At 66.9% G+C, this 24,173-nt stretch carries 22 protein-coding genes; 13 read left to right on the top strand and 9 right to left on the bottom strand.

The annotated features are described in order from the left end of the window. Position 1 precedes the first annotated feature (1 nt). Together PotMrB4_RS05065 and PotMrB4_RS05060 are read right to left on the bottom strand one after the other, a co-directional pair. A complete protein-coding gene (locus PotMrB4_RS05065; protein WP_044410561.1) occupies positions 2 to 541 on the bottom strand; it encodes a (2Fe-2S)-binding protein in 540 nt (179 codons plus the stop codon). After that, positions 534 to 3,365, bottom strand: coding sequence for a xanthine dehydrogenase family protein molybdopterin-binding subunit (locus PotMrB4_RS05060; protein ID WP_172432683.1), 2,832 nt, complete (start codon positions 3,363 to 3,365; stop codon positions 534 to 536). The genes PotMrB4_RS05065 and PotMrB4_RS05060 overlap by 8 nt, the downstream gene beginning before the upstream one ends. Before the next feature lie 326 nt (positions 3,366 to 3,691). On the opposite strand from PotMrB4_RS05060, the gene PotMrB4_RS05055 reads away from it, so the two are divergent. The 4 genes from PotMrB4_RS05055 (at position 3,692) to trmA (ending at position 7,878) form a co-directional block, all read left to right on the top strand. Continuing rightward, positions 3,692 to 4,900 (top strand): MFS transporter, encoded by a 1,209-nt coding sequence (locus PotMrB4_RS05055; protein WP_172432682.1) that lies wholly within the window; start codon positions 3,692 to 3,694, stop codon positions 4,898 to 4,900. Positions 4,901 to 5,125: 225 nt separating this feature from the next. Further along, complete coding sequence (locus PotMrB4_RS05050; RefSeq protein ID WP_172432681.1) at positions 5,126 to 6,418, top strand: NCS2 family permease; 1,293 nt, start codon at positions 5,126 to 5,128, stop codon at positions 6,416 to 6,418. Positions 6,419 to 6,556: 138 nt separating this feature from the next. Beyond that, on the top strand, positions 6,557 to 6,730 hold the full coding sequence (locus tag PotMrB4_RS28475; protein ID WP_139233700.1) for an SEC-C metal-binding domain-containing protein: 174 nt from the start codon (positions 6,557 to 6,559) through the stop codon (positions 6,728 to 6,730). Between the two features lie 53 nt (positions 6,731 to 6,783). Continuing rightward, entirely contained in the window at positions 6,784 to 7,878 is a 1,095-nt protein-coding gene (gene trmA, locus PotMrB4_RS05040) for a tRNA (uridine(54)-C5)-methyltransferase TrmA (protein ID WP_172432680.1), read from the top strand. A gap of 288 nt (positions 7,879 to 8,166) precedes the next feature. Here the strand turns inward: trmA and ilvA are convergent, their stop codons facing one another. From ilvA to PotMrB4_RS05020, 4 genes are all read right to left on the bottom strand, one after another. Continuing rightward, positions 8,167 to 9,681 carry a threonine ammonia-lyase, biosynthetic gene (gene ilvA / locus PotMrB4_RS05035; protein ID WP_172435043.1) on the bottom strand — a complete coding sequence of 505 codons (1,515 nt, stop codon included), beginning with the start codon at positions 9,679 to 9,681 and terminating at the stop codon, positions 8,167 to 8,169. Positions 9,682 to 9,689: 8 nt separating this feature from the next. Next, positions 9,690 to 10,106: a YybH family protein gene (locus tag PotMrB4_RS05030; RefSeq protein ID WP_044410586.1), complete on the bottom strand. Its 417-nt coding sequence runs from the start codon at positions 10,104 to 10,106 to the stop codon at positions 9,690 to 9,692. A 201-nt stretch (positions 10,107 to 10,307) separates the two neighbouring features. Then, entirely contained in the window at positions 10,308 to 11,129 is an 822-nt protein-coding gene (locus PotMrB4_RS05025; protein WP_044410589.1) for an HDOD domain-containing protein, read from the bottom strand. A gap of 93 nt (positions 11,130 to 11,222) precedes the next feature. Then, positions 11,223 to 11,738: a DUF4345 domain-containing protein gene (locus PotMrB4_RS05020; RefSeq protein ID WP_142012141.1), complete on the bottom strand. Its 516-nt coding sequence runs from the start codon at positions 11,736 to 11,738 to the stop codon at positions 11,223 to 11,225. A 137-nt stretch (positions 11,739 to 11,875) separates the two neighbouring features. On the opposite strand from PotMrB4_RS05020, the gene PotMrB4_RS05015 reads away from it, so the two are divergent. From PotMrB4_RS05015 to ypfJ, 4 genes are all read left to right on the top strand, one after another. Then, the gene (locus PotMrB4_RS05015) at positions 11,876 to 12,295 is read left to right on the top strand and encodes a DUF4136 domain-containing protein (RefSeq protein ID WP_172432679.1); all 420 of its coding nucleotides are present in this window, start codon (positions 11,876 to 11,878) and stop codon (positions 12,293 to 12,295) included. A gap of 82 nt (positions 12,296 to 12,377) precedes the next feature. After that, complete coding sequence (locus tag PotMrB4_RS05010; protein WP_172432678.1) at positions 12,378 to 12,812, top strand: DUF411 domain-containing protein; 435 nt, start codon at positions 12,378 to 12,380, stop codon at positions 12,810 to 12,812. A 76-nt stretch (positions 12,813 to 12,888) separates the two neighbouring features. Then, positions 12,889 to 13,746 (top strand): PhzF family phenazine biosynthesis protein, encoded by an 858-nt coding sequence (locus PotMrB4_RS05005; protein ID WP_172432677.1) that lies wholly within the window; start codon positions 12,889 to 12,891, stop codon positions 13,744 to 13,746. 66 nt (positions 13,747 to 13,812) lie between these two features. Continuing rightward, positions 13,813 to 14,667 (top strand): KPN_02809 family neutral zinc metallopeptidase, encoded by an 855-nt coding sequence (ypfJ, locus tag PotMrB4_RS05000; RefSeq protein WP_172432676.1) that lies wholly within the window; start codon positions 13,813 to 13,815, stop codon positions 14,665 to 14,667. A gap of 7 nt (positions 14,668 to 14,674) precedes the next feature. Here ypfJ and PotMrB4_RS04995 read toward each other — a convergent pair whose 3' ends face one another. From PotMrB4_RS04995 to PotMrB4_RS04985, 3 genes are all read right to left on the bottom strand, one after another. Beyond that, positions 14,675 to 15,250 carry an HAD family hydrolase gene (locus tag PotMrB4_RS04995; RefSeq protein WP_044410870.1) on the bottom strand — a complete coding sequence of 192 codons (576 nt, stop codon included), beginning with the start codon at positions 15,248 to 15,250 and terminating at the stop codon, positions 14,675 to 14,677. Between the two features lie 50 nt (positions 15,251 to 15,300). Continuing rightward, positions 15,301 to 16,170: an acyl-CoA thioesterase II gene (gene tesB, locus PotMrB4_RS04990; protein WP_074973104.1), complete on the bottom strand. Its 870-nt coding sequence runs from the start codon at positions 16,168 to 16,170 to the stop codon at positions 15,301 to 15,303. A gap of 201 nt (positions 16,171 to 16,371) precedes the next feature. Beyond that, positions 16,372 to 16,932 carry a GNAT family N-acetyltransferase gene (locus tag PotMrB4_RS04985; RefSeq protein ID WP_172432675.1) on the bottom strand — a complete coding sequence of 187 codons (561 nt, stop codon included), beginning with the start codon at positions 16,930 to 16,932 and terminating at the stop codon, positions 16,372 to 16,374. A 65-nt stretch (positions 16,933 to 16,997) separates the two neighbouring features. Between PotMrB4_RS04985 and PotMrB4_RS04980 the strand changes: the two genes are divergently transcribed. The 5 genes from PotMrB4_RS04980 to PotMrB4_RS04960 all read left to right on the top strand — a co-directional run bounded on the left by PotMrB4_RS04980 (position 16,998) and on the right by PotMrB4_RS04960 (position 24,123). After that, the gene (locus PotMrB4_RS04980; protein WP_172432674.1) at positions 16,998 to 17,918 is read left to right on the top strand and encodes a histone deacetylase family protein; all 921 of its coding nucleotides are present in this window, start codon (positions 16,998 to 17,000) and stop codon (positions 17,916 to 17,918) included. Between the two features lie 94 nt (positions 17,919 to 18,012). Next, complete coding sequence (locus tag PotMrB4_RS28155) at positions 18,013 to 18,522, top strand: zinc-ribbon domain and TM2 domain-containing protein (protein ID WP_232060796.1); 510 nt, start codon at positions 18,013 to 18,015, stop codon at positions 18,520 to 18,522. A 159-nt stretch (positions 18,523 to 18,681) separates the two neighbouring features. Further along, the gene (gene tssI, locus PotMrB4_RS04970; protein ID WP_172432673.1) at positions 18,682 to 20,802 is read left to right on the top strand and encodes a type VI secretion system Vgr family protein; all 2,121 of its coding nucleotides are present in this window, start codon (positions 18,682 to 18,684) and stop codon (positions 20,800 to 20,802) included. 35 nt (positions 20,803 to 20,837) lie between these two features. Next, positions 20,838 to 23,561: a glycoside hydrolase family 19 protein gene (locus PotMrB4_RS04965; protein ID WP_172432672.1), complete on the top strand. Its 2,724-nt coding sequence runs from the start codon at positions 20,838 to 20,840 to the stop codon at positions 23,559 to 23,561. Continuing rightward, positions 23,536 to 24,123: a hypothetical protein gene (locus tag PotMrB4_RS04960; protein WP_172432671.1), complete on the top strand. Its 588-nt coding sequence runs from the start codon at positions 23,536 to 23,538 to the stop codon at positions 24,121 to 24,123. The genes PotMrB4_RS04965 and PotMrB4_RS04960 overlap by 26 nt, the downstream gene beginning before the upstream one ends. Positions 24,124 to 24,173 lie beyond the last annotated feature (50 nt).

Below are 24,173 nucleotides of genomic sequence, written 5' to 3'. Positions count from 1 at the left end.
CTCAGCCTTCCTTCACCAGTCCGAGGTCTTCCAGCACTTCCGCTGCGGCTTCGTAGTAGCGCACGTAGCCGGTGCAGCGGCAGATGTGGCTGCCCAGGGCCTGCTCGATGGCGTCTTCCACCTGGCTGCGGGGGATGGGCTGGCGCTGGGCCTTCTCCACCAGCACGGTGGCGGCATTGACGTAGCCGGGGGTGCAGTAGCTGCACTGGAAGGCGAAGCGGTCGACGAACTTCTGCTGCACCGGGTTCAACTCGCTCACGGCGCCCTGGGCGTCGCGGCGGGCGTGGCCCTCGATGGTGCGCACGCGCTTGCCGGCAAAGTAGTGGGCGCCGGTGATGCAGGTGCGCACTTCCTCGCTGGTGCCGTCCGGGTTGTCGAGGATCACCACGCAGGCGTGGCAGATGCCCTGGCCGCAACCCAGGCGCGAGCCGGTGAGGTTCAGGTGTTCGTGGAGGTAGTCGATCATCGGCAGGTCGTCCGCCACGTCATGGGGACCGACGGCCTGGCCGTTGACGGTCATGCTCAGCGCGCGATCAGCCATGGAGGGCCTCCTTGATGCGGGCGGGGTTCAGGGGAAGGTCACGCAGGCGCTTGCCGGTGGCATGGGCGACGGCGTTCACGATGGCGCCGACCACCGGGATCATCACCACCTCGGCGATGCCCTTGGCCGGGTCGCTCGGCGACAGCGGCGGGAGGATCTCGGCGCTCTGGTTCCACACGGCGCAGTCCTTGGCGCGCGGCAGCACGTAGCGGTTGAAGTTCCAGGTGCCCTCGCCGGGGCCGCCCTCGTAGCGGGGCATCTCCTCCAGCAGGGCGTGGCCGATGCCCATGGCGATGCCGCCTTCGAGCTGGCCACGGACCAGTTCGGGCACGATCACCCGGCCGCACTCCAGCCAGGAGTGGTGGCTGAGCACGCGGACCTCGCCGCTGCCCTTGTTCACCTTGACCTCCACCAGGGTGGCCACGGGGCTGTAGTAGGTGACCATGGCGTTGTTCAGCTGGGTCGGCGGGTATTCCACGCGGGTGCGGTCCAGCAGGTGGTAGCCGTCGCGGTTCATGCGCGCGCGGGTGGCCGCCGGGGCGCCGTCGCCGTACTTCACCGCCAGGGCGTCCAGGGGCAGGGTGTCGCGGTTGCCGTTGATCTCGAACTCCGCCTCGGCCCAGGCCCAGCGGTTGAAGCCGTGGACGCTGACGCCGGTGACCAGGCCCAGTTCATGGGCCTTGTGCGCCAGCAGCTCGAAGGGGATCGGCGGCAGGCCGTTGGCGGTCAGCTTGCCTTCCACCCAGTGGGCGTCCTCGCGGCGCACCACGTAGGGGTTGGCCAGGCCGCCGTATTCGCCACGGCCCCAGATGGCCAGGGCCGCCGGCCACAGGCCGTGGTTGAACAGCACGCGCGCGGCTTCGCGGGTGGCGTGGCCGGAGTAGTAGGAGGAGTTGGTGGCCGAGGACGGCGAAGCCAGCTTGCCGACCCAGCGCGGGTTCTTCAGGGCGGCGTCCTGCTCGGCCTGGCTGATCAGGTAGGGGTTGCCGCTGGTGGTGAGGCCCAGCTCCGGCCATTCGGTGACGCCGGTGCGGATCTCGTCGGCCGGGTGACCGAGGTAATCGGCCACCAGCAGGGCCTGGGAGGTGGCGGTACCGGTGCCCATGTCGATGGCAATCTGGCGCAGGAACACACGCCCTTCGGCATTGAACTCCAGGCTGGCCATGGGCGCTTCCGCCCCGGTGCCGAAGTCCTTCTGGCAGATGGCGAAGCCAATGCCGTAGAGGTTGTCCGGGTCCTTGGCCTCTTCCTCGCGCTTGCGCGCGTCACGCTGCTTCCACAGTTCGTGCTGGGCGGCCTTGTCGAGGATCTCGTCGAGGCGCAGGGCCCCAGCGGGAATGGCGCCCTGGGTGTTCTTCATGCCCGACTTGAAGACGTTGCGGCGGCGCAGCTCGATGGCGTCCACGCCCAGGCGCTCGGCCACCTCGTCCACCATCATCTCGGTGGCGGCCATGGTCTGCAGGGTGCCGTAGCCCCGCACCGAGCCGGCCTCCACGCCACGGGAGTGGTAGGCGGTGGCGGCCAGGTCGCTCTGCGGCATGTAGTAGATGGACTGCGCCGCCGTGGCGCCGACCGCAGCTACCGAGGGGCTGTAGTTGATGCGGCCGCCGCCGTCGACGTCCATGTGGGCGCGGAAGATCTGGAACGACAGGTCGTCCTTCTTCACCGCCAGCTGGTAGTGCATGTCGAAGGGGTGGCGCTTGATCCCGCTCTGGAACTGCTCGTAGCGGTCGTTGGCCAGGCGTACCGGTACGCCTTCACCGTAGATCGCGGCCAGGGCGGCGTAGAACACGAAGATGTTGTTGTCCTTGGTGCCGTAACCGACGGTGTAGCCGGGGTGCATGTTCAGCTTGCGCACCTTGAAGCGCGACGGCGCCAGCATGTGGGCAGTCTGCTCGGCGGCCTCGAACGGGCACTGGGTGGCAACCACGAAGTGCAGGGTGCCGGTGGCCGCGTCGTACCAGCCGTTGCCGTTGTCGGCCTCCAGGGCCGCCGGCTCGATAGACTGGGTGGTGTAGCGCTCGTCGAAGACCAGCCAGCCTTCCGGCGGCGCGCCCAGGGTCTGTTCCATCTGCTGGGCGTGGAACAGGCCCTGCTGGGTCAGGTCGCCGTTGATGTCCGCCTGCTGGCTCCAGGTCGGTTTGCGCTGGCGGATGATGGGGAACAGCATGCTGTCCTTCAGGCTGGAGAAGCGATCCGCCTCGTAGGGCGTGTCGCCGCCGACGCGGACGAAGCGGAAGCTGCCGTAGGGGTCGCGCTCGAACAGCGGGGCCTGGGCGCCGTAGCGCACCACCTTGTCGTTGTAGCGCAGCAGGTTCTTGGCCCGGCGGAAGCGCTCGAAGTCATTCCAGATCAGCAGGGCCACCGGGTGGCCGATGAACATCGGCACCTGGCCTTCCGGCAGCAGCGGGTCCGGGCTGTGGCCTTCGGGGAAGGCGATGCCGTCACGGGCGAGGTCGGCAGCGGTCACCACGCGATCCGGCTGCAGGCCGGCGTCGAGCATGGACAGGTCGAGCCCGGCGTAGAGGTGGTCGGCGCGGGTGGCCTTGATCAGCATCGCGTGGCCCTGCTGGCGCGGCCAGCCGGGCATGTCCTGGGCGCGGATGTCGCGGGCGAACACTTTCGCCCCGCAGGCCTTGGACACGCCGTCGATGCGGGCGCGGGCCTGGCCGTTGGGGGTGAACCAGGGTTGCGGCGAAGCGGTGACACGGTCTTCGAACAAGGCAGCGAAGGCCGGGCTGCCCAGCGGGGCGAGCGTGACACCGATACCGGCGATGACGCTGCCCTGCAGGAAGGCGCGGCGGGAAAAATCACGGTTGGACATGCCCATTCCTCGGGGTCTCGGTCAGGCCGGCCCCTTTTCTTTGTGCGTGAAAATCCGTCGGCCCCGTCACGCGGGGCCGAACCAGGGAAAGGTCGAGGGTATTGACTCGGGGGTCAGATTCTATCCATCTGTCCCGCCGACACAAGGAAAAATTGTCCACGCAGTCAGAAAGATTTCGCCCTCGCAAGAGTCATCGCGTCGCACCCGGGCCGCTCCGTCCGTCAGCGCATTCGTGGCAGGCCCCTGGCGTTCGCTGCGGGCCATTCACCGGCGGACCTGCCGGTGCTAGTCTGCGCGTCCGGTAGCTTCCTAAGCATTTTCCCGCCATGTCCCAACCCCTGCTCCTGCGCCATCACCGCCCCTTCCTGGCGTTCTGGCTGGCCCGCGTGTGCACCGCCAGCGGCTTCCAGATGCTCACCGTGGCCATCGGCTGGCACCTCTACGCCCTGACCGGCAGCGTGCTGGACCTGGGCCTGGTGGGGTTGGTGGAGTTCCTCCCGCGGGTGCTGTTCATGCTCCACACCGGCCACGTGGCGGACCGCTACGACCGCCGACGGGTGGCCGCGCTGTGCCAGGTGCTGCAGGGGCTGGTGGCGGTGGCGCTGGTGTTCGGCAGCGCCACAGACAATGTCAGCCGCGAGATGATCTTCGTCCTCGCCTTCGCCCTTGGCGCCGCGCGGGCCTTCGAGATGCCGGCGACCCAGGCCCTGCTGCCCAACGTGGTGCCCGCCGACCTCTTCCCCCGGGCGGTGGCCGCCGCGGCATCGGCCATGCAGGCGGCGACCATCGTCGCCCCCGCTCTCGGCGGCCTGCTCTACGCCCTGGGCAGCCTCTGGGTGTACGGCCCGGTGGCGGTGCTCTACGCCATCGCCTGCGTGCTGGTGCTGGGCCTGGCCAGCAGCCAGCAGGTGCTGAACAAGGAGCGCGCCTCCCTGGAGTCGCTGCTGGCGGGCATCCGCTTCATCCGCAGCCGGCCGGACATCCTCGGCGCCATCTCCCTGGACCTCTTCGCCGTGCTGCTGGGCGGCGCCACGGCGCTGCTGCCGGTGTTCGCCAAGGACATCCTGCTCACCGGCCCCTGGGGCCTGGGCCTGCTGCGCTCGGCGCCGGCCGTGGGGGCGCTGGCGATGTCCTTCTGGCTGGCGCGCTTCCCCATCGAGCGCAACATGGGGCGGATCATGTTCACCTCGGTGGGGGTGTTCGGCGTCGCCACCATCGCCTTCGGGCTCTCCACCTCCTTCTGGTTCTCCCTGGCGGTGCTGGCGGTACTCGGTGCGGCGGACATGATCAGCATGGTGATCCGCGGGGCCTTCGTGCAGCTGCACACCCCGGACGAGATGCGCGGCCGGGTCAGCGCGGTGAACGGCCTGTTCATCGGCGCCTCCAACCAGCTCGGCGAGTTCGAGTCCGGCGTCACCGCCGCCTGGTTCGGCACCGTGCCGGCGGTGGTCATGGGCGGGGTCGGCACCCTGCTGGTCACCGGCCTGTGGATCAGGCTGTTCCCCACCCTGGCCAAGCGCGACCGCCTGCACTGAGGGCCAGCGCCCGGCGGGTCCGGAGATGACCGGCGGTCCGTCCGCAGAGGCCTGCTCCGGCGCCGGGCGAGCTGATATGATGCGCGCCTTTTTTTCCGGGCTGGCGGCCCGGTTCGGTTGCGACGAACGGCCAGGCCGGTCGCCGTGTCCGCCGATCCGCAGGGGCTGTGCTTGACTGCATGCAGTCCGGACCAACACGACGCGAAGACGTCACGGGGAGCACACATGCTGGAGAGACTGTTCCAACTCAAGGCGCACGGCACCAACGTGCGCACCGAGGTCCTCGCGGGCCTGACCACCTTCCTGACGATGGCCTACATCCTCTTCGTCAACCCCGACATCCTCGGCGAGACCGGCATGGACAAGGGCGCGGTGTTCGTCGCCACCTGCCTGGCGGCGGCCATCGGCTCCACCATCATGGGCCTGATCGCCAACTACCCCATCGCCCTCGCCCCGGGCATGGGCCTGAACGCCTTCTTCACCTACACCGTGGTGCTGCACATGGGCCACACCTGGCAGGTGGCCCTGGGCGCGGTGTTCATCTCGGCGTGCATGTTCTTCGTGCTGTCGATCTTCCGAATCCGTGAATGGATCATCAACAGCATCCCGCTGGAGCTGCGCTCGGCCATCGCCGCCGGCATCGGCCTGTTCCTGGCGCTGATCGCCCTGCAGAAGGCCGGCATCGTCGCCTCCCACCCGGTGACCATGCTCACCCTGGGTGACCTGGCCAAGCCCGAGCCGGTGCTGGCGGTGCTCGGCTTCTTCCTGATCGTCGCCCTGGAGGCGCGTAAGGTGACCGGCGCGGTGCTGATCGGCATCCTCGCGGTGACCGTGGCCGGCATCGTGATGGGCGTGTCGAAGTTCGGCGGCCTGGTATCCATGCCGCCCTCCCTGGCGCCCACCGTCCTGCAGCTGGACATCAAGGGCGCGCTGGAAATCGGCCTGGTCAGCGTGATCTTCGCCTTCCTCTTCGTCGACCTGTTCGACAACTCCGGCACCCTCATCGCCGTGGCCAAGAAGGCCGGCCTGATGCGTGCCGACGGCCACATGCCGAAGATGGGCCGCGCGCTGATCGCCGACTCCACCGCCGCCATGGGCGGCTCGCTGCTGGGCACCTCCACCACCACCAGCTACATCGAGTCCGCAGCCGGCGTCAGTGCCGGTGGCCGCACCGGCCTCACCGCCATCGTGGTCGCCATCCTGTTCCTGCTGGCGCTGTTCCTCTCCCCGCTGGCCGGCAGCGTGCCCGCCTTCGCCACCGCCCCGGCGCTGTTCTTCGTCGCCGTGCTGATGGCCTCGGGCCTGGCCGAGATCGACTGGAACGACCTGACCACCGCCGCCCCGGTGCTGATCACCGCCCTGGCGATGCCCTTCACCTACTCCATCGCCGACGGCATCGCCTTCGGCTTCATCGCCTGGGCCGCCATCAAGGCCCTGGCCGGCCGCTTCAACGAGCTGAGCCCGGCGCTGGTGATCCTGGCGGTGCTGTTCGTGATCAAGATGGGCTTCTTCCACTGAGGAAGCACCCGGAGGCGGCCCGCCGGGCATGATCGGGCCGCACGACGCACGGGAGGTGCACCATGCAACACCACGACCAACAGGTGACGATTCGAGGTCACCAGCAAGCGTAGGAAGGGCTTCCCCTCGGAAACCCGCGTGAGAAAAGGCTACCGGACCATCGGCGACAAGGTGCTTGCCGAAAAGCTTGGGCGCAACGACTTGTGTCCCTGCGGTTCACGGAGGTTGTTTCAAGCGCTGTTGCCTGAAACAGGGCTGCTTTCGATGGCGCCAACCGTAACGACTACTTCCGCTAGGCGAACACGCCTTTGAGCCAGGCGGGCCATCCTCGGATGGCCCGCCCCGATCCCCAGAGTGAATGCCCCATGAGCCGCCCGCAGTTCGACCCGTCCACCTATGCCGCCCAGCTTGCCGAGAAGACCGAGCGCCTGAAGGCCCTGCTGGCGCCCTTCGATGCGCCGGAACCGACGGTGTTCGACTCCCCCCGCGAGCACTACCGCCTGCGCGCCGAGTTCCGCCTGTGGCGCGAGACCGGCAACGAGAACCGCCACTACGCGATGTTCGAGGCCGGCGACAAGTTCACCCCGGTGCTGATCGAGGACTTCCCCATCGCCAGCCGCCGCATCAACGAGCTGATGCCGCGCCTGAAAGCCGGCTGGCAGGCAAGCCAGGTGCTGTCGTTCAAGCTGTTCCAGGTGGAGTTCCTCACCACCCTGTCGGGCGACGCGTTGATCACCCTCTGCTACCACCGCCCCCTGGACGATGCCTGGAAGGCCGAGGCCGAGACGCTCGCCGCCGACCTGGGCGTGAGCCTGGTGGGCCGTTCCAAGGGCAAGCGCATCGTCATCGGCCGCGACTACGTGGAAGAGGAGCTGACCGTCGCCGGTCGCGCCTTCCGCTACCGCCAGCCTGAGGGCGCCTTCACCCAGCCCAACGGCGAGGTGTGCCAGAAGATGCTGGCCTGGGCCTTCGAGGCAATGGGCGAGCGCCAGGACGACCTGCTGGAGCTGTACTGCGGCAACGGCAACTTCACCCTGCCCCTGGCCACCCGCGCCCGCCAGGTGCTGGCCACCGAGATCAGCAAGACCTCGGTCAACGCCGCCCTGGCCAACCTCGCCGACAACGGCGTGGACAACGTGACCCTGGTGCGCCTCTCCGCCGAGGAGCTGACCGAGGCCCTCAATGAAGTGCGGCCCTTCCGCCGCCTGGCCGGCATCGACCTCAAGGGCTACGCGTTCGGCACCGTGTTCGTCGACCCGCCCCGCGCCGGCATGGACCCGGACACCTGCGAGCTGACCCGCCGCTTCGAGCGCATCCTCTACATCTCCTGCAACCCGGAGACCCTGGCCGCCAACATCGCCCAGCTGCACGACACCCACCGCATCGAGCGCTGCGCCCTGTTCGACCAGTTCCCCTACACCCACCACATGGAATCCGGCGTGCTGCTGGTACGCCGCTGAGACCAAGGCGCCAAGCGGTGGGCTGAAGCCCCGGCAATCCCGGACTGAAGTCCGGGCTACGGCTGCAAGCGCCATCGCGGTTGAAACCGCTCCCACACGCCGCGCAGTACGCCGGCCAGACCTGGTGGGAGCGAATTCATTCGCGAAAAGCTCCACGGCCAGCACCTTGGCCCTTGCCGTCCAACGTAAAAAGCGACGTCCACCCGTCCGGGAGCGAGCCCGCTGCCGCTCCACGCGGTGGGCTGAAGCGGAACGCCGCCCGGCCCACCCTGCGGTGCAGATCGAGCGTCAGCGGGCGAACAGGCGGTAGGCGGGGTTGTCGCTTTCGTCCCACCAGGGGTAGCCGATGGCGTCCAGGGCGGCGGGCAGTTGGTGCATTTGATCCTCCGGCACCTGCAGCCCCGCCAGCACGCGGCCGTCGGCGGCGCCGTGGTTGCGATAGTGGAACAGGCTGATGTTCCAGCGCCCCCCCAGCTTGTCGAGGAAGTTGAACAACGCCCCGGGGCGCTCGGGGAATTCGAAGCGCAGCAGGCGCTCGTCCTGCGCGCCCACGGCGCGGCCGCCGACCATGTGGCGGATGTGCAGCTTGGCCAGTTCGTTGTCGGTCAGGTCCAGCACCGGGAAGCCCTGCTGCCGCAGCCCCTCCACCAATGCCTGGCGAGGATCGTTGAGCGGGTGGGTCTGCACGCCGACGAACAACCGGGCCTGGTCGCCGTCGTCGTAGCGGTAGCTGAATTCGGTGATCTGCCGCTTGCCCAGCGCTTCGCAGAAGGCGCGGAAGCTGCCCGGCCGCTCGGGGATGGTGACGGCGATGATCGCCTCGCGCTGTTCGCCCAGCTCCGCACGCTCGGCTACGTGGCGCAGGCGGTCGAAGTTGACGTTGGCGCCGGAGTCGATGGCCACCAGCACCTGCCCCGTCACGCCATCGCGCTCGACGTAGCGCTTGATCCCGGCCACGGCCAGGGCGCCGGAGGGCTCGGTGATGGAGCGGGTGTCGTCGTAGATGTCCTTGATCGCCGCGCAGATCTCGTCGGTGCTGACGGTGATCACCTCGTCCACGTACTCGCGGCACACCTCGAAGTTGTGCGCGCCGATCTGCGCCACGGCCACGCCGTCGGCGAACAGCCCCACCTGCTCCAGCACCACCCGCTCGCCCGCCGCCAGAGCGGCCTGCAGGCAGTTGGAATCGTCCGGTTCGACGCCGATCACCTTCACCTCGGGCCGCAGGTACTTCACGTAGGCGGCGATGCCGGCGATCAGCCCGCCACCGCCCACCGGCACGAAGATGGCGTCGAGCTGGCCGGGCTGCTGGCGCAGGATCTCCATGGCCACGGTGCCCTGCCCGGCAATCACCTCGGGGTCGTCGTAGGGCGGGATGAAGGTCAGCCCCTCGGCCTGCACGCGCGCCCAGGCATGGGCCAGGGCCTCCGGGAAGGCATCGCCGTGCAGCACCACCTTGCCGCCCCGGGCCAACACGCCCTGGACCTTCAGCTCCGGCGTGGTGCGCGGCATCACGATGGTGGCCTCGATGCCCAACTCGCGGGCCGCCAGGGCCAGGCCTTGGGCGTGGTTGCCGGCGGAGGCGGCGATCACCCCGCGCGCCCGGGCCTCCGGCTCCAGCTGGACGAGGCGGTTGTAGGCGCCGCGGATCTTGAAGGAGTAGACCGGCTGCAGGTCCTCGCGCTTGAGCAGCACCCGGTTGCCGAGCCGCTCGGCAAGGCGCGGGGCCGGCTGCAGGGGCGTCTCGATGGCGACGTCGTAGACCGGCGCGCGGAGGATCTTCTGCACGTAGTGCTTGAGCAGGGCCTCGCTCATGGGGTCACCTCCGGCGCGGTGCCGTCCAGCAGGGCGGTGCCGTAGGAGTTGTCCACCGCGCAGCGCCAGGCGCCGTCGGGCTCCTTGCGGAACACGTAGGTGGCCTTGCGCTCGACGAAGGAGAGGAAGCCATCGGTGGCCCGCCACTGGATGCGCGCGCGGCCCAGCACCAGCGCCGTGTCCGTGGTCTCCATCACCTGCAGGTCGCGCTGGGTCACCCAGAGGCTGTGCTGGAAGTGCGCGGCAATGCCGTCGAAGGCCTGGCGGATGCGCTCGCGTCCCTGGACCTCCAGCCCCGGCCGCACCACCAGCACGGCGTCGTCGGTGTAGAAGTCCATCAGCGCATCGAAGCGCCCGCTGTTGATCAGGTGGTCGGCCCGTTGCACGGCCTCGACGAGGGGGGAAGGGTTCATGTTGTCTCCTGGCTTGGCTGGGACCCTGGAGACAGAAAGAAGAAACCCGCCTCTAGGGCGGGTTTCCGGTCGATGATCGCTAACCCGCCATGATCGGAATGGCGGTAATAATCTGCTGGCGCGGCATCGAGGTGTTCGGGTTCATGGGTTCGGAAACTATTCCAGCCGCCCCCACGGCGTCAAGCACCGGCATGCGTGTGTTCACCCCAGCAGTTCGGCGAACGCCTTGTCCGCCTCCAGCACGGCCGGCAGCGCATTGAACAGCGCCACCAGGTCCACCCCCTCCATCAACGGTCCGTCCAGCGATGCGCGCGCTTCGTCAGTAGCTCCGCCATGGGCCTGCAGGGCTTCGCTGACCAGCACCGCCTGGGCCAGCACGCGCGACAGCTGGGCCTCCGCCGGGGCCTGCATGGGGCGGGCCTGGTAGGCGATGGCCTGCTGGATCACCACCGGCAGTTGCCAGCGGCGCGCCAGCTCGGCACCGACCTCGGGGTAGCCGAAGCCCAGTTGCAGCGTCTCGTTGGCAGCCCGCCCGGTAGCGCCGCCCTTGCCGCTGTTGAAGCGCTCGGCGAATTCCGGCGCACCGGTCTGGATCAGCAGTTCGCCGATGTCATGCATCATCCCGCAGGTGAAGGCGGTGTCCGGGTCGAGCCCGCGCTGCTTGGCCAGCAGGCGGCTGATGCTGGCCACCTGGAAGCTGTGCAGCCAGAAGCCCTTGAGGTCGAAGCTGGTGGGTGCCTTGAACGCGCCGGTGACGGCCGAGGCCATGACCAGGGTGCGCAGGGTGTTGAAGCCCAGGCGCATGGCCGCGTCCTCGACGCTGGTGGACTCGCGGGCGCCGCGAAACCGGGCGGAGTTGGCCAGGCGCAGCACCTTGGCGGCGATCACCGGGTCCAGCTGGATGTTGCGCGCCACGGCGTCGAGGCTGGACGTGGGGTTGTCGAATTGCTGGATCAGGTCCTGCGCCACCTTGGGGATGCTGGGCAGGGTGTGGAGCTGGGCGAACAGCGTTTCTATATCCATGGGAGCACCTCACTCATCGGCGTGTAAGCCAAAGGATAGGCACTTTTCCGTGACCTGCCCGGCGAACCGGAAAAGCCGCCTCGGAGGCTCTGTTCAGCGCTCTCCAGGCGCGCCGGGCGCTATTTCCGGGAGCCCCTGCGCCGGTGTGTCGCGGCCTTCGCCCCGGCGCGGCGGCGGCACTGGGTCGTCGTCCAGATCGCCGTTCGTCGGCAAGTCCGCCAGCGGTGGCCGGGCGAGGCGCGACAGGGCGAACGCCGCCAGCAGGGCGCTGGCGAGCTTGTAGGCCAGGCCGTTGAAATCGAACGCAGGCAGCGCCGCATCGTCCAGCCACAACGCCCCCAGGCGCGCCAGGGCCAGGCAGCCCTGCATCAACACCAGCAGCACCAATGCGGCGCGCACCCGCTCGCGTTCGCGCAATGCCCACAGCAGGAACAGCGCCAGGCCGATCTGCAGGCCGCCGTAGTAGACGCGCACGTTGCTCACCGAGGCCGTCTCCATCAGCAGCATGCCGTTGAGGTTGGCCATCTCGTAGGGACGGAACCAGTACGCCAGCCCGAAGCCGGCGAATACCAGCACCTGGATCACCAGGATCACGCGGGCCAGCCGCATCGCCTTGTCCTCTTGCGGTAACGGAATGAGCAACAGACCCGGCCCCCGCCGAATCGTTCGGCCAACCCATCGGACGGTGCCGGGCCAGACGGGCCGGGACTAGGCTGCGGACAGTCCAGCCACCCGAGGAGACACCCATGCTGCCCCCGCGCCAGAGCCTGCCGTTGCTCGCCATGCTGCTCGGGGCCAGCCTCGCCCCCACGGCAGAAGGCGGTGGCGACACGCCCCCGGCGGCAGCCCCGGCAACCTTCAGCGTGCGCGGCAGCCTGGCCCCGGAACAGGCCGCCTTCGGCCAGCGCCTGGACAACGCCGTGCACAAGGCCATGGACGCCAAGGGCTACCGCTACCGCGAGCAGGAAGGCGACCTGGCGCTGTGCTACGGCCTGCCGGGGCCGCAGGAGGGTGACGGCTTCAGCCTGCGGGTGTTCGACGGCTTCGACGAGCGGCTGCTCTACGAGGCCCGCGCAGGCCAGCCCCTGGACAACCTGGCGCAGACCGACCTGGACCAGGCCATCGCCCTGCTGCTGCAGGACTTCCCCCTCCGGCGCGTGGGCTGAACGGCACATCCGGTAACAGCCTTGGCGCGCGCCACGGCCCGCATGGCGCTAAGCTCCGCCGATTTCCGCCAGGAGAACTCCCATGCGCCTCTACCTGCTCCCCCTGCTCGTTGCCCCGCTGTTCGCCCAGGCCGCCGACCCGGTCACCCTGGACGTCTACCGCGACCCCAACTGCGGCTGCTGCAAGTCCTGGATCAGCCACCTGCGGGACAACGGCCTGCTGGTCAACGACCACGTGGAAAACGACATGGCCGCGGTCAAGGAGCGCCTCGGCGTGCCCCACCGCCTGGGCTCGTGCCACACCGGTGTGATCGACGGCAAGTTCGTCGAGGGCCATGTGCCCGCCCGCGACGTGCTGCGCCTGCGCGAGCGCGCCGACCTGATCGGCGCTGCCGTGCCCGGCATGCCCATCGGCTCCCCGGGCATGGAGATGGGCGACCGCCAGGACGCCTACCAGGTGGTCGGCCTCGACAGCCAGGGGCGCGAGAGCGTGCTGGCGGAATATCCGGCACACTGATCGCCACTTATCCACAATGGCGGCCGCTCCTAGAGGTGTACTTGGGGCGGCCGCCTGCATTTCAGGAGCAGGAAAAATGGAGTACTGGCAGGTCGATGTATTCGCCGAACGGGTGCTGGCCGGCAACGGACTGGCGGTGTTCGCCGACGCGAGGGGGCTTTCCGGCGAGGCGATGCAGGCACTGACCCGGGAGCTGCGGCAGTTCGAGTCGATCTTCCTCGCGCCCGGTGCCGAGGCCGACCTGTTCTCCGCGCGCATCTTCACCCTGGAAGAAGAGCTGCCCTTCGCCGGCCACCCGCTCCTCGGCGCCGCCGCCCTGCTCCACCACCTGCATGCCCGCACCAACAGCGCCACCTGGCGCCTGCGCCTGGGCGAACGCGACGTGCCACTGACGACCCGCCGCCAGGCCGGCGGCGGCTACCACGCGGAGATGGACCAGGGCCCGGCCCGGTTCGGCCAGGAACTGGACGCCACGGCCGCCGACGCCTTCGCCGCTGCCTTCAGCAGCCAGTGGGATCGCCGCCATCCGCCCCGGGTGGTCAGCACCGGCCTGCCCTATCTGCTGCTGCCGGTGACCGCCGCCGGCCTCGCCAACGCCCGCCAGCAGCGCCTGCTGGACGACGACCTGGCGGCCATCGGCGCTGCGTTCGTGTTCCTCATCGACGTGGACGCCCGCGAGGGCCGCACCTGGGACCCGGCCGGCCTGGTGGAAGACATCGCCACCGGCAGCGCCGCCGGCCCGGTCGCCGCCTGGCTGGTGGAGCGCGGCCTGGCGCCTCGGGGCGAGCCCTTCGCCCTCGCCCAGGGGCGCTTCCTGCAGCGCCCCAGCCGTCTGGAGGTTCGCGTCGAGGCCGACGGCCACGTGCATGTCGGCGGCGGCGTGCACCTGCTGGCCCGCGCCACCCTGCTGCCGGCTCCCGAAACGCTGGCCTGACGACCGACCTGGCGTTCACGGCGCCGGGCGACAAGACTTGGCTGTTTGACGGCAGCGGAGGCAACGATGCGTTGGCAGCGCGCAAGACGCAGCGACAACCTGGTGGACGCCCGCCGCAGTGGCCTGCCCGGCAAGGGCCTGGGCCTCGGCGGGCTGGCCCTGGTGGTGGTGGTCGGCCTGCTGCTGGGGGAAGACCCGCTGACCATCCTCGACCAGGTGGCGCGCCAGGCCTCGGTGGCCACCGCGCCGCCCCACAGCGGTGCACCGGTGGGCGACGAGCAGGAGGTGGAATTCGTCCGCGCCGTGCTCGGCGACACCGAGGACACCTGGCAGGCGCTCTTCCAGCAGGCCGGGCGCAGCTACCCGGAGCCGCGCCTGGTGCTGTTCAGCGGCGCGGTGGAGTCCGCCTGCGGCCACGCCAGTTCGGCGGTGGGTCCGTTCTATTGCCCCGGTGATCGCCAGGTGTACCTGGACCTGGATTTCTTCCGCGAGATGAGCCAGCGCTTCTCCGCCGCCGGCGACTTCGCCCAGGCCTACGTCATCGCCCACGAGGTGGGGCACCACGTGCAGACCGTGCTGGGCATGACCGCCCGCCTCGACGAGGCGCGCCGCCGGGGCGCACGGCTGGAGGGCGCGAACGGCCTGCTGGTACGCCAGGAACTGCAGGCCGACTGCCTTGCCGGAGTCTGGGCGCACCACGCGCAGAAGCGCCTGCAATGGCTGGAACCGGGTGATGTCGAGGAAGCCCTCAACGCCGCCAGCGCCATCGGCGACGACCGCCTGCAACGCCAGGCGCGGGGCCAGGTCCGCCCCGATGCCTTCACCCACGGCACTTCGGAGCAGCGGGTGCGCTGGTTCACGGCCGGCTTCGAGAGCGGCCAGGTGAAGCGCTGCGACACCTTCGCGGCACAGCGCCTCTAGGGCCTGATCAGCGCGCGGGAAGCGCCTCGGCCCGCAACAGGTCGAGCATCGCCACGCAATCGGGCAGGTGCCAGTCGGCCAGTTCCGGCCAGGGGTTCTCCGGCAGGTTGACCAGCACCGTGGCGGCACCGGCCGCGCGGCCGCAGTCCAGGTCGAAGCGGTAGTCCCCCACCATCACCAGTTCCTCCGGTGCCACCGTCCACTGCTCGGCCAGGTGCAGCAACCCGCCCGGGTGGGGCTTGGGCGGCGCCTCGTCGCGGCCGAGGATGTCGGCGTGGGCGAAGCAGTCATCCAGGCCGATGGCCTGCAGGGTCAGCAGCGCCAGCTCGCGGGCATTGCGGGTGAGGATGCCGAGGCGCACGCCCTGCTCGTGCAGGGCCCGCACCAGCGGGACCGCGCCGGTGGCCGGGCGCGAGGCCAGGGCCAGTTCGCGCTCGTGCTCCAGCAGCCAGGCGTGCTTGGCGCGGGACTCGGCCTCCGGCAGGGCAGCCAGGTGATGGAGGATGTCGTCCTCCGGGGGGATGTCCAGCGCCCGGCGGATGGCGGCGAAGTCATGCACGGCCACCGTCAGGGTGCCGTCCATGTCGAACACCCAGTGCCGGTAGCTGGCCAGCGGCCGCGCCTGGCGGGCGTTCACTTCCAGTCCTCGCGCAGACGGGTCAGGCCTTCCTGGGCCACCGAGGCCACCAGCTGCCCGGCGCGGTTGAAGATGCTGCCACGGGAGAACCCGCGGGAATTGCCGGACCAGGGGCTGTCCATGGCGTAGAGCAGCCAGTCATCGGCACGCAGGTCGCGGTGGAACCACAGCGCGTGGTCGAGGCTGGCCACCTGCATGAACTTCTGCCACACCGAAACCCCGTGGGGCAGCATGGCGGTGGTCAGCAGGCCGAAGTCCGAGGCGTAGGCGAGGATGTACTTGTGCAGCGCGGCGATGTCCGGCAGCGAGCCATCGGCGCGGAACCAGACGTGCTTGACCGGCTCGCCGGGCTTGGGGTCGTAGGGGTTGTTGGCGCTGACCGGGCGGATCTCGATGGGCTTGGCGCAGAGGAACTTGTCACGCACCCGCTCGGACAGCAGGTGCGCATTGCGCTTGGTCAGCTCCAGCTCGCTCGGCAGGTTCTCCGGGCCCGGTACGTCGGGCATGGTGATCTGGTGCTCGAAGCCGCCCTCGTCCTGCTGGAAGGACGCGCTGCAGGTGAAGATCTGCTGGCCCTTCTGGATCGCCGTGACCCGGCGGGTGCTGAAACTGCCGCCGTCGCGCACCCGCTCCACCGAGTAGACCACCGGCAGGCTGGCATCGCCGGGGCGCAGGAAGTAGCCATGCAGCGAATGCACATGGCGCTCCGGCTCCACCGTCTGGCTCGCCGCCGACAGCGACTGGCCCAGCACCTGGCCGCCGAACAGCTGGCGGAAGCCGAGGTCCTGGCTGACGCCACGGAACAGGTTCTCCTCGATGGATTCGAGGCTCAGCAGGGCGACCAGTTCGTCGAGCACCTGGGTCATGGGGGTTCTCCTCAGCAAGGCACGCCGCCGCATCGGCCGTGCGGCGGTCTTCATCGTTCGGGGTAGGCCGAGCAGCGCGGCCGGGGGCAAATGATAAAGGTTCGGCCGCTCCGGGTTGAGGGAAAACATCAGGGATGTTCACGCCATTTCAGCGGGTGCCCCGCGCAACGCCCAAAGAGGCGGCCGGCGGCACGCCCGCCCTCAGCGTCGCGCCGCCCAGTCCGCCTGGCTGATGCGGTACAGCACGTGGCGCCTCAGGGGGTGACCCTCCGGCAGGCGCGGGTGCTCGAAGTCCCCCGCCTCGTCGCGGCACATGCCCAGCCGCTGCATGAGCGTCCAGGACGGCTGGTTGGCCGCCACGGTGAAGGCCACCACCTCCTCCAGCCCCAGGGTGGCGAAGGCGAAGTCCAGCACCGCGCCTGCGGCCTCGCCGGCCAGCCCCTGGCCCCAGAAGCGCGGCAGCAGGCGCCAGCCGATCTCCACCGCCGGGGTGAAGGGCGCCTCGAAGCCCACGTGCAGCAACGCCAGCATGCCGGCGAAGGCGCCATCGCTGCGCTGCTCCACCACCCAGTGGCCGAAGCCATGGGCCTCGACGTGCTCGCCCAGGCGCGCGGCCAGGGCGTCGCTTTCCGTGCGGTCCAGGCAGGCGGGGAAATGGCGCATCACCGCCGGGTCGGCGTTCAGAGCGGCAAAGGCCGGGGCGTCATCGTCGCGCCAGGGGCGCAGGCGCAGCCGGGGTGTCAGCAACTCGGGGGCGGGCATGGGCTTTCTCGGGCCGGGGCAAAGGCGCCTATCATACGGCCGCGTCCCGCCACGAGAACCCGCCGATGGACCTGCCGCTGGTCTACCACGACGACTACAGCCCGCCCTTCCCGCCGGAACACCGCTTCCCCATGGAGAAGTTCCGCCTGCTGTACCAGCACCTGGTGGCCAGCGGCATCGCCACCGACGCCACCCTGCACCGCCCGGCCCTGTGCCCGCCGGAGGTGCTGGCCCTGGCCCATTGCCCGGACTACATCGCCTGCTACCTGCAGGGCGAGCTGGCCTGGGAGGACCAGCGCCGCCTCGGCCTGCCCTGGAGCGAAGCCCTGGCCCGGCGCACCGTGCGCGCGGTGGGCGGCTCGCTGCTGGCGGCCGAACTGGCCCTGGAACATGGCCTGGCTTGCCACCTGGCCGGCGGCACCCACCACGCCCACTACGACTTCCCCTCGGGCTTCTGCATCTTCAACGACCTGGCGGTGATCAGCCGCTACCTGCTGGAGGCCGGGCGTGTCGGCCGGGTGCTGATCTTCGACTGCGACGTGCACCAGGGCGACGGCACCGCCCGCATCCTGGCCGACACCCCGGAGGCCATCACCGTCTCGCTGCACTGCGAAAAGAACTTCCCCGCACGCAAGGCCGAGAGCGACTGGGACATCCCCCTGCCCATAGGCCTGGCCGACGACGGCTACCTGCAGGTGGTGGACGACGCGCTGAACTATCTGCTGCCGCTCTACCAGCCGGACCTGGTGATCTACGACGCCGGCGTCGACGTGCACAAGGACGACGCCCTGGGCTACCTGCAGCTCACCGACGCGGGCCTGGCCCGGCGCGACGAAGCGGTGATGCGCCACTGCCTAGGCCGCGATATCCCGGTGGTAGGGGTGATCGGCGGCGGCTACGACAAGGACCGCGCCGCCCTCGCCCGCCGCCACGGCATCCTGCACCACAGCGCCGCGCGGGTGTGGCGGAGCGAGGGCCTCGCATAGGGTCCTGGGCACCCGTCCGGGTGGCCATGGCCATGTGCTAGCAGCCGTTCTGGGCCAGTGCTAGAGTCGCCCACCCCAACACAAGGACGTCCTCATGGAAGCCCAGCCCTACCAGGCGCCCAGCGCCAACCTCGAAGTGGAAAGCGTGTTCTGCCGCAACTGTGGTACCGCCATCGCCTCGACTGCACCCACCTGCCCACACTGCAACGCCGACCAGAACCTGAACGGCAAGAGCAAGATCAGCGCTGGCGTCCTCGCACTGCTCCTCGGCGGCCTGGGCTTCCATCGCTTCTACCTCGGCCAGTGGTGGGGCCTGTTCTACATGCTGTTCTGGGGCACCGGCATCCCGAGCCTGATCTCGTTGATCGAAGCCTTCGTGTTCTTCTGCACCAGTGACCGGACCTGGAACGCCAAATACGGGCACACCAAAGGCAGTGCCTGGCTGGTCGGCCTGGCCGGCGGCTTCGTGATGATCTTCCTGGTCGGCATCCTCGCCGCCATCGCCATCCCGGCCTACCAGCAGTACGTCCAGCGGGCCAAGGCCGCACGCCTCGAACAGCAACACGCCCAACCCCAGGCCGAACCTCAGTTGCAACAGCGCTAAGCCACCAGGCGCCACCCACAGCGTGGGGATCGGCGCCTGTGTGAGCGCCAACAACGCGTTGGCTCGTTTTCCCGCGTGACTATCGGAAGCGCCTGATGGAATCGCCCTTGCCCAACCCGGCAGGCTCCGTCCTCCCAGTTCCAATGGACGGAGCCCCGCATGTTCAACCCCGCCAACCAGGCGCACTTCAGCCTCGACATCGAAGGCGCCAACCCTGACTTCAAGGTCCTTGCCTTCACCGGGCACGAAGCCCTCAACCAGCCCTTCCGTTTCGACATCGAACTGGTCAGCGAGCGCAGCCGCCTCGACCTCGAAAGCCTTCTGCACAAACCCGCCTTCCTCGCCTTCACCCCCGACGGGCGCGGCGTGCATGGGCAGGTCTTCGGCATCGCCGTCGGCGAGATCGGCAACCGCCTCACCCACTACCACCTGACCCTCGTCCCGCGCCTGGCCTACCTCGCCCTGCGCCACAACCAGCGCATCTTCCAGCACCTGAGCGTCCCGCAGATCATTGGCCAGGTCCTCGAAGACCACGGCATCCTCGCCGACGCCTACCGCTTCCGCCTCGGCCCCAAGGCCCCGCCGCCCCGGGACTACTGCACCCAGTACGACGAAAGCGACCTGCACTTCATCAGCCGCCTCTGCGAAGAAGAGGGCCTGCACTTCCACTTCGAGCACCAGAGCGACAGCCACCTGCTGGTCTTCGGCGAAGACGCCAGCGCCTTCCCCAAACTCGGCCGCCCCGTCGCCTACGTCGCCAACACCGGCCAGGTCGCCGACGAACCCGTCATCAAACGCTTCGGCCTGCGGATGGAAGCCCGCACCCTGCGGGTCACCCGCCGCGACTACTTCTTCGAGAAGCCCAGGCTGCTGATGGAAGCCGCCCACACGCCCCAGGACGACACGCCCCAGCCCGACTTGGAGGATTACGACTACCCCGGCCGCTTCACCGACCGCGACCGAGGCCGCCGCCTCGCCCGCCAGGCCCAGGAACGCCACCGCCGCGACTACCGCCTCGCCGACGGCGACAGCGACGAACCGCGCCTGGTCAGCGGCCACCTGCTCAGCCTCTCCGACTACCCCAAGCCCGAGTGGAACGACCTCTGGCTGATCACCGCCCTCCATCACGAAGGCAAGCAACCCCAGGTGCTGGAAGAATTCGCCTCCATCGACGGCGTTGTTAAAAACGCCAAGGGAGCCCTGCTCGGCGCCGCACAAAAAGCCCTCGGCGTCCCACTGCCCACCGCCAGCGAACCCGCCTCGCCAGACAGCGACTTCAAACAGGGCTACCGCAACCGCTTCCAGGCCATCCCCTGGGACGTTCCCGCCCGGCCCGACCTCAACCACCCCAAACCGCGCATCCTCGGCAGCCAGACCGCCGTCGTCACCGGCCCAAAAGGCGAAGAAATCCACTGCGACCGCCACGGCCGCATCAAGGTCCAGTTCCACTGGGACCGTGAAGGCCAAGCCGACGAACACACCAGCTGCTGGCTGCGGGTTGCCAGCAGCTGGGCCGGCAACGCCTACGGCGCCATCGCCATCCCCCGCATCGGCATGGAAGTCCTCGTCACCTTCCTTGAAGGCGACCCCGACCAACCTTTGGTCACCGGCTGCCTCTACCACGGCGTCCACCAACCGCCCTACGAACTGCCCGCGAACAAGACCCGCACCCTGCTCAAGACCGACAGCAGCCCCGGCGGCGGGGGCTACAACGAACTGCGCATCGAAGACCGCAAGGGCCAGGAACAGATCTACGTCCACGCCCAGCGCGACTGGGACGAAAACATCGAACACGACCAGAAGATCCGCGTCGGGAACCAACGCCACGACCGGGTGGAAGGCAGCGTCTACAGCGAATTCCTCGGCGAGCAGCACCACACCCTGCACAAGGACCGCAAGACGGAACTGAAGCTGGATGACCACCTCACCGTGGGCAACGAGCAGCACATCCGCATCGGCAGCAACCGGCTCGTGGAAGCCGGGCAGGAAATCCACCTCAAGGCCGGGCAGAAGCTGGTGATCGAAGCCGGCATGGAACTGACCCTCCAGGCCGGCGGCAGCTTCATCAAGCTCGACCCCGGTGGCATCACCGTCAGCGGCCCGCTGGCCAAGCTCAACGCCGGCGGGGCGCCGGGCAAGGGCTCGGGTATCGGCATCAAGCCGCCGGTGCTGCCGGGCAAGGCGGATCGAGCCAAGGCAGGCGATGAACTGGAGAAAGCCCTGCAGAACACACCCACAGAGCCCCAGCAGCCAAAACGGATGTTCAACTTCTCGAGCTGAGCGCTCAGGACGCAATGACTCAAGGACTGGTAGACATGAGCGACACAACGAAGGTCAAGAACTGGAGTTTTCCCTTCAAGCCCAAGGCAGGGAAACTCGATCCCATCCAGCACCTGACGGCAATGGCCCAGGCAAGTGGCGGCTACTACCCGGTCGGCGCGAACGGCCAATGGCACGGTGGGGTTCACTTCGATGGCGAGACCGAAGCGGTATTCGATCAATCCCAGGTGTGCTGCATCGCCGACGGCGAAGTGATCGCCTACCGGATCGACACGCGCCACCCCGAAAGCCAGTACTTCACCTCCACTGGCGCATCCTTCAATGCGGTCTTTTCCCGAAGCTTCGTGCTGGTCAAGCATCACCTGGAAGCACCGGCAAAACCGACAGCAGCCGGCACAGCCCCCGAACCGCCGCCGTCCCTGACCTTCTTCAGCCTCTACATGCACCTGCTGAACTGGGAGGGCTACACCGGCACAAACGCCCCAAACCCTCCAGCCTTCATGGGGGAAACCCTCTACAAGGTGAAGGCGGACAAGGCCACGGACCCTGTAAAGGGGCTGCGCATCAGGGCCGAGCCACGCACCGGCCGGGTCGTCGCGCTGATCCCCAAAGGCAGCAAGGTCAGGGTCGGCGACGCCCACCCCATCCACAGTGGGTGGTACAGGCTCCTGGCGGTCGTGGAGGGCCGCACCCTGCCTGCCGTGGCGATCACGGAGAACATGTGGGTCTTCCCCGGGGAGATGGAGCAGACAGCCGAGGCCGGCATCTTCCTGGTCGGCGAGCGGGCCAACGACCAGGAGCCCACCTTGGCGCCGGAAAAAGGGCTCAACGTACGCAAGAACGGCAACGGTCGCCGCGATAACCCCATCGTCGGCGTACTGCCCCTGGGTGCGACATTCCGCCTGGAGTCCTCCACGGGAACCTACTGCAAGCTGAAAGAGATCGTGGATGGCAAGGACATAGCCCCCCTCTCGCCCGACAGCGCAGGGAACATCCAGGGCTTCGTGCATCTCGGCTCGCTTGAAAGCACGCGCTCGGCGCCCAAGCTGGACAAGGTGTACGTCCTGCCGACGCCCCACCCGATCAAGGCTGGCGAACTGATTGGGCACCTGGGCCACTACCAGAACGAAAACGACCGCAGTCCACAACGGCTGCTGCACCTGGAAGTGTTCAGCTGCGAAGAGGTCCCCGCCTTCATCGCCAAAAGCCAAGCCTGGGCTGCCGGCCTTCCCGATGAGCAGAAGACCTTGCTCAAGGTCCACAAGAACGCGAGCAAACTCATCCCCAACCGCGACGACATCAACGCCAGCAATCCCCCGAAGATCAGCGACGCAGGAACGACCGTGGGCGTCGACCTGATCATCCCGCAAAGCCTGCTGGACGGACTCCCAGCCGACAGCAAGCTGCAAGAGAACACCACCTTACCGGGCAGTGCCACGCCCACAACGACCCGTTGGTGGCGGCTGGACAACCTGCTCGCCGACAGCAACGGCAACCCCATCAGCGGCTGGCTGGCCGAGCAGGACCTCATCACCACCCGCCACAGCCCCTGGGAGTGGGAGGGCTACGACTTCATCCGGGAAACCGGCAGTCCCGTTGGCAAAGCCACCTACTTCTACGAAGCCTGGCGCCGGCTGACCAACGAAGAAAGCGCCAACTACCGCGCCCTGGTCAGCCAGGAAGACCAGGGCCCGATCAAGGCGCGCCTGTACGACATCATTCGCCCCGGCGGTGCCAAGGGCCTGCTGACCGCACAGGAAATAAGCCCCGCCCTGGCAAAACCCTGGCACGCCCAATCCATCGCACAACTGGTGACTCACTATGAAAGCGAGTGGTACTGGAAACCCGATAAATGGGACGAACTGGATCCCCTGATGGGGCATCTCCCGGGTATTGATCCGAATCTCAATTGGGCAAGTGAGAAGGAGCGCATCAAGGAACTTTGTTGGTGGGCGGAAATGGCGGGTAAGCATGGGATTAGTGACGATGGGAAGGCTTGGCATTTTCAGACGTGTACGCTGGCATGCAACTTCATTAGAGGCAGAAAGATAAACATAACTATCGATATGCTAAAAATGGTTTTCGAAAAACTAAAAGACACCAATGACCAAGATGAACTTTTATATGAAATAGCAAACCAGATAAGCGAAAATTGCGAAAAATACAAACTTGACTCCACTCTAAGGCTAAGCCATTTTTTCGCACAAGTGCGCCAAGAAATTGGTGCAAAATGCAAAATAGTTGAAGACTTCACTTACTCTCAAAATGCCCTTAAAGAAACATTCAGATACTTCAGAAACCACCCTTCAGAAGCGACAACATATGGATACGAAGGAAATACAAAATTTGTCTCCACACAAAATCAAATAGCAATTGCAAATAGAGCATACGCCAACAAATACAGTAACGGCGACATTGAATCTGGTGACGGCTGGCGTTATCGAGGGCGAGGTCTAAAGCACCTCACCTTCAAAAGTAATTACTCCGACTTCACAAGATACCACTCTACTTTTTGGGGAGAAAATATAGATTTTACGGAGAGGCCTGACATGCTGCATGAGAACTATAAATACGCAGTACGATCAGGTATATATTTTTGGATCTCTAAGAACCTATTCATTGAGGCAGACAAAGGCTCTACTGATGCAGTAGTAGACTCAATAACCGCGATAATCAACAGAGATACAGACAGCTACACACAACGTAGAGAAAATTTTAAAAGGATATTTTCAATTGAAAATATATTCAAAGATATTTAGCAAAACCCTCATTACATGCTTCGTCTTAACCATTACCCAAAGTGCACTAACTGCAGAAACATCCGACCCACGCTACATAGGAGAACTTCACCCTCCGGTAATGGTATCTGAAGACAACAAAAAACTGGTCGTATATTTTTTGAAGAGCAATTTCAAAAACAGCATTTCAGAAGCACACATAGCAGCAGGCGAAATTTTTTACGTCCAAGTCCACCCCCTAAAGGCCGACCTTAAATACATTTGGAAGATTGAGGGCGAAGAAGTTACCTCAGTATTCTTTTACGATTGGAAGACACCCAGCAGAGTTGGGAAAACAATGTACGTTCTAACTAGAAGCCCCATTTCAAGCAATCATTTTAATGGCGTTTTATATTCAACATTAGCGATACCTATCATTTCGGAGGGAGACACATTGTCACTCATTTTCTTTCCTGGCGACCCTCAGGACCCAAAACTCCAAAGCTGCTATGAGGGCATCTATCTAGAGACAAAAAAAGCAACCCACTGCACTTATAAGAACGCAGGTGCCATCAAAAAATATCTTGCGGACCAAGATAAATAGCCAAGTGACCTTTAGTCATATTAGATAGTGGTTATAAGTATTTGCAGGAC

The organism is Metapseudomonas otitidis, from assembly GCF_011397855.1.
In the GTDB taxonomy this organism is placed as follows: domain Bacteria; phylum Pseudomonadota; class Gammaproteobacteria; order Pseudomonadales; family Pseudomonadaceae; genus Metapseudomonas; species Metapseudomonas otitidis.
The sequence above is the reverse complement of the archived record's forward strand: the minus strand, read 5'-3'. Positions and strand labels throughout refer to the sequence as shown.

What these genes read in the sequence shown, in the direction of transcription:
- PotMrB4_RS05065 (WP_044410561.1), bottom strand. Translation starts at nt 541, where the DNA reads ATGGCTGATCGCGCGCTGAGCATGACCGTCAACGGCCAGGCCGTCGGT.
- PotMrB4_RS05060 (WP_172432683.1), bottom strand. Translation starts at nt 3,365, where the DNA reads ATGTCCAACCGTGATTTTTCCCGCCGCGCCTTCCTGCAGGGCAGCGTC.
- PotMrB4_RS05055 (WP_172432682.1), top strand. Translation starts at nt 3,692, where the DNA reads ATGTCCCAACCCCTGCTCCTGCGCCATCACCGCCCCTTCCTGGCGTTC.
- PotMrB4_RS05050 (WP_172432681.1), top strand. Translation starts at nt 5,126, where the DNA reads ATGCTGGAGAGACTGTTCCAACTCAAGGCGCACGGCACCAACGTGCGC.
- trmA (WP_172432680.1), top strand. Translation starts at nt 6,784, where the DNA reads ATGAGCCGCCCGCAGTTCGACCCGTCCACCTATGCCGCCCAGCTTGCC.
- PotMrB4_RS05030 (WP_044410586.1), bottom strand. Translation starts at nt 10,106, where the DNA reads ATGAACCCTTCCCCCCTCGTCGAGGCCGTGCAACGGGCCGACCACCTG.
- PotMrB4_RS05025 (WP_044410589.1), bottom strand. Translation starts at nt 11,129, where the DNA reads ATGGATATAGAAACGCTGTTCGCCCAGCTCCACACCCTGCCCAGCATC.
- PotMrB4_RS05020 (WP_142012141.1), bottom strand. Translation starts at nt 11,738, where the DNA reads ATGCGGCTGGCCCGCGTGATCCTGGTGATCCAGGTGCTGGTATTCGCC.
- PotMrB4_RS05015 (WP_172432679.1), top strand. Translation starts at nt 11,876, where the DNA reads ATGCTGCCCCCGCGCCAGAGCCTGCCGTTGCTCGCCATGCTGCTCGGG.
- PotMrB4_RS05010 (WP_172432678.1), top strand. Translation starts at nt 12,378, where the DNA reads ATGCGCCTCTACCTGCTCCCCCTGCTCGTTGCCCCGCTGTTCGCCCAG.
- PotMrB4_RS05005 (WP_172432677.1), top strand. Translation starts at nt 12,889, where the DNA reads ATGGAGTACTGGCAGGTCGATGTATTCGCCGAACGGGTGCTGGCCGGC.
- ypfJ (WP_172432676.1), top strand. Translation starts at nt 13,813, where the DNA reads ATGCGTTGGCAGCGCGCAAGACGCAGCGACAACCTGGTGGACGCCCGC.
- PotMrB4_RS04995 (WP_044410870.1), bottom strand. Translation starts at nt 15,250, where the DNA reads ATGGACGGCACCCTGACGGTGGCCGTGCATGACTTCGCCGCCATCCGC.
- tesB (WP_074973104.1), bottom strand. Translation starts at nt 16,170, where the DNA reads ATGACCCAGGTGCTCGACGAACTGGTCGCCCTGCTGAGCCTCGAATCC.
- PotMrB4_RS04985 (WP_172432675.1), bottom strand. Translation starts at nt 16,932, where the DNA reads ATGCCCGCCCCCGAGTTGCTGACACCCCGGCTGCGCCTGCGCCCCTGG.
- PotMrB4_RS04980 (WP_172432674.1), top strand. Translation starts at nt 16,998, where the DNA reads ATGGACCTGCCGCTGGTCTACCACGACGACTACAGCCCGCCCTTCCCG.
- PotMrB4_RS28155 (WP_232060796.1), top strand. Translation starts at nt 18,013, where the DNA reads ATGGAAGCCCAGCCCTACCAGGCGCCCAGCGCCAACCTCGAAGTGGAA.
- tssI (WP_172432673.1), top strand. Translation starts at nt 18,682, where the DNA reads ATGTTCAACCCCGCCAACCAGGCGCACTTCAGCCTCGACATCGAAGGC.
- PotMrB4_RS04965 (WP_172432672.1), top strand. Translation starts at nt 20,838, where the DNA reads ATGAGCGACACAACGAAGGTCAAGAACTGGAGTTTTCCCTTCAAGCCC.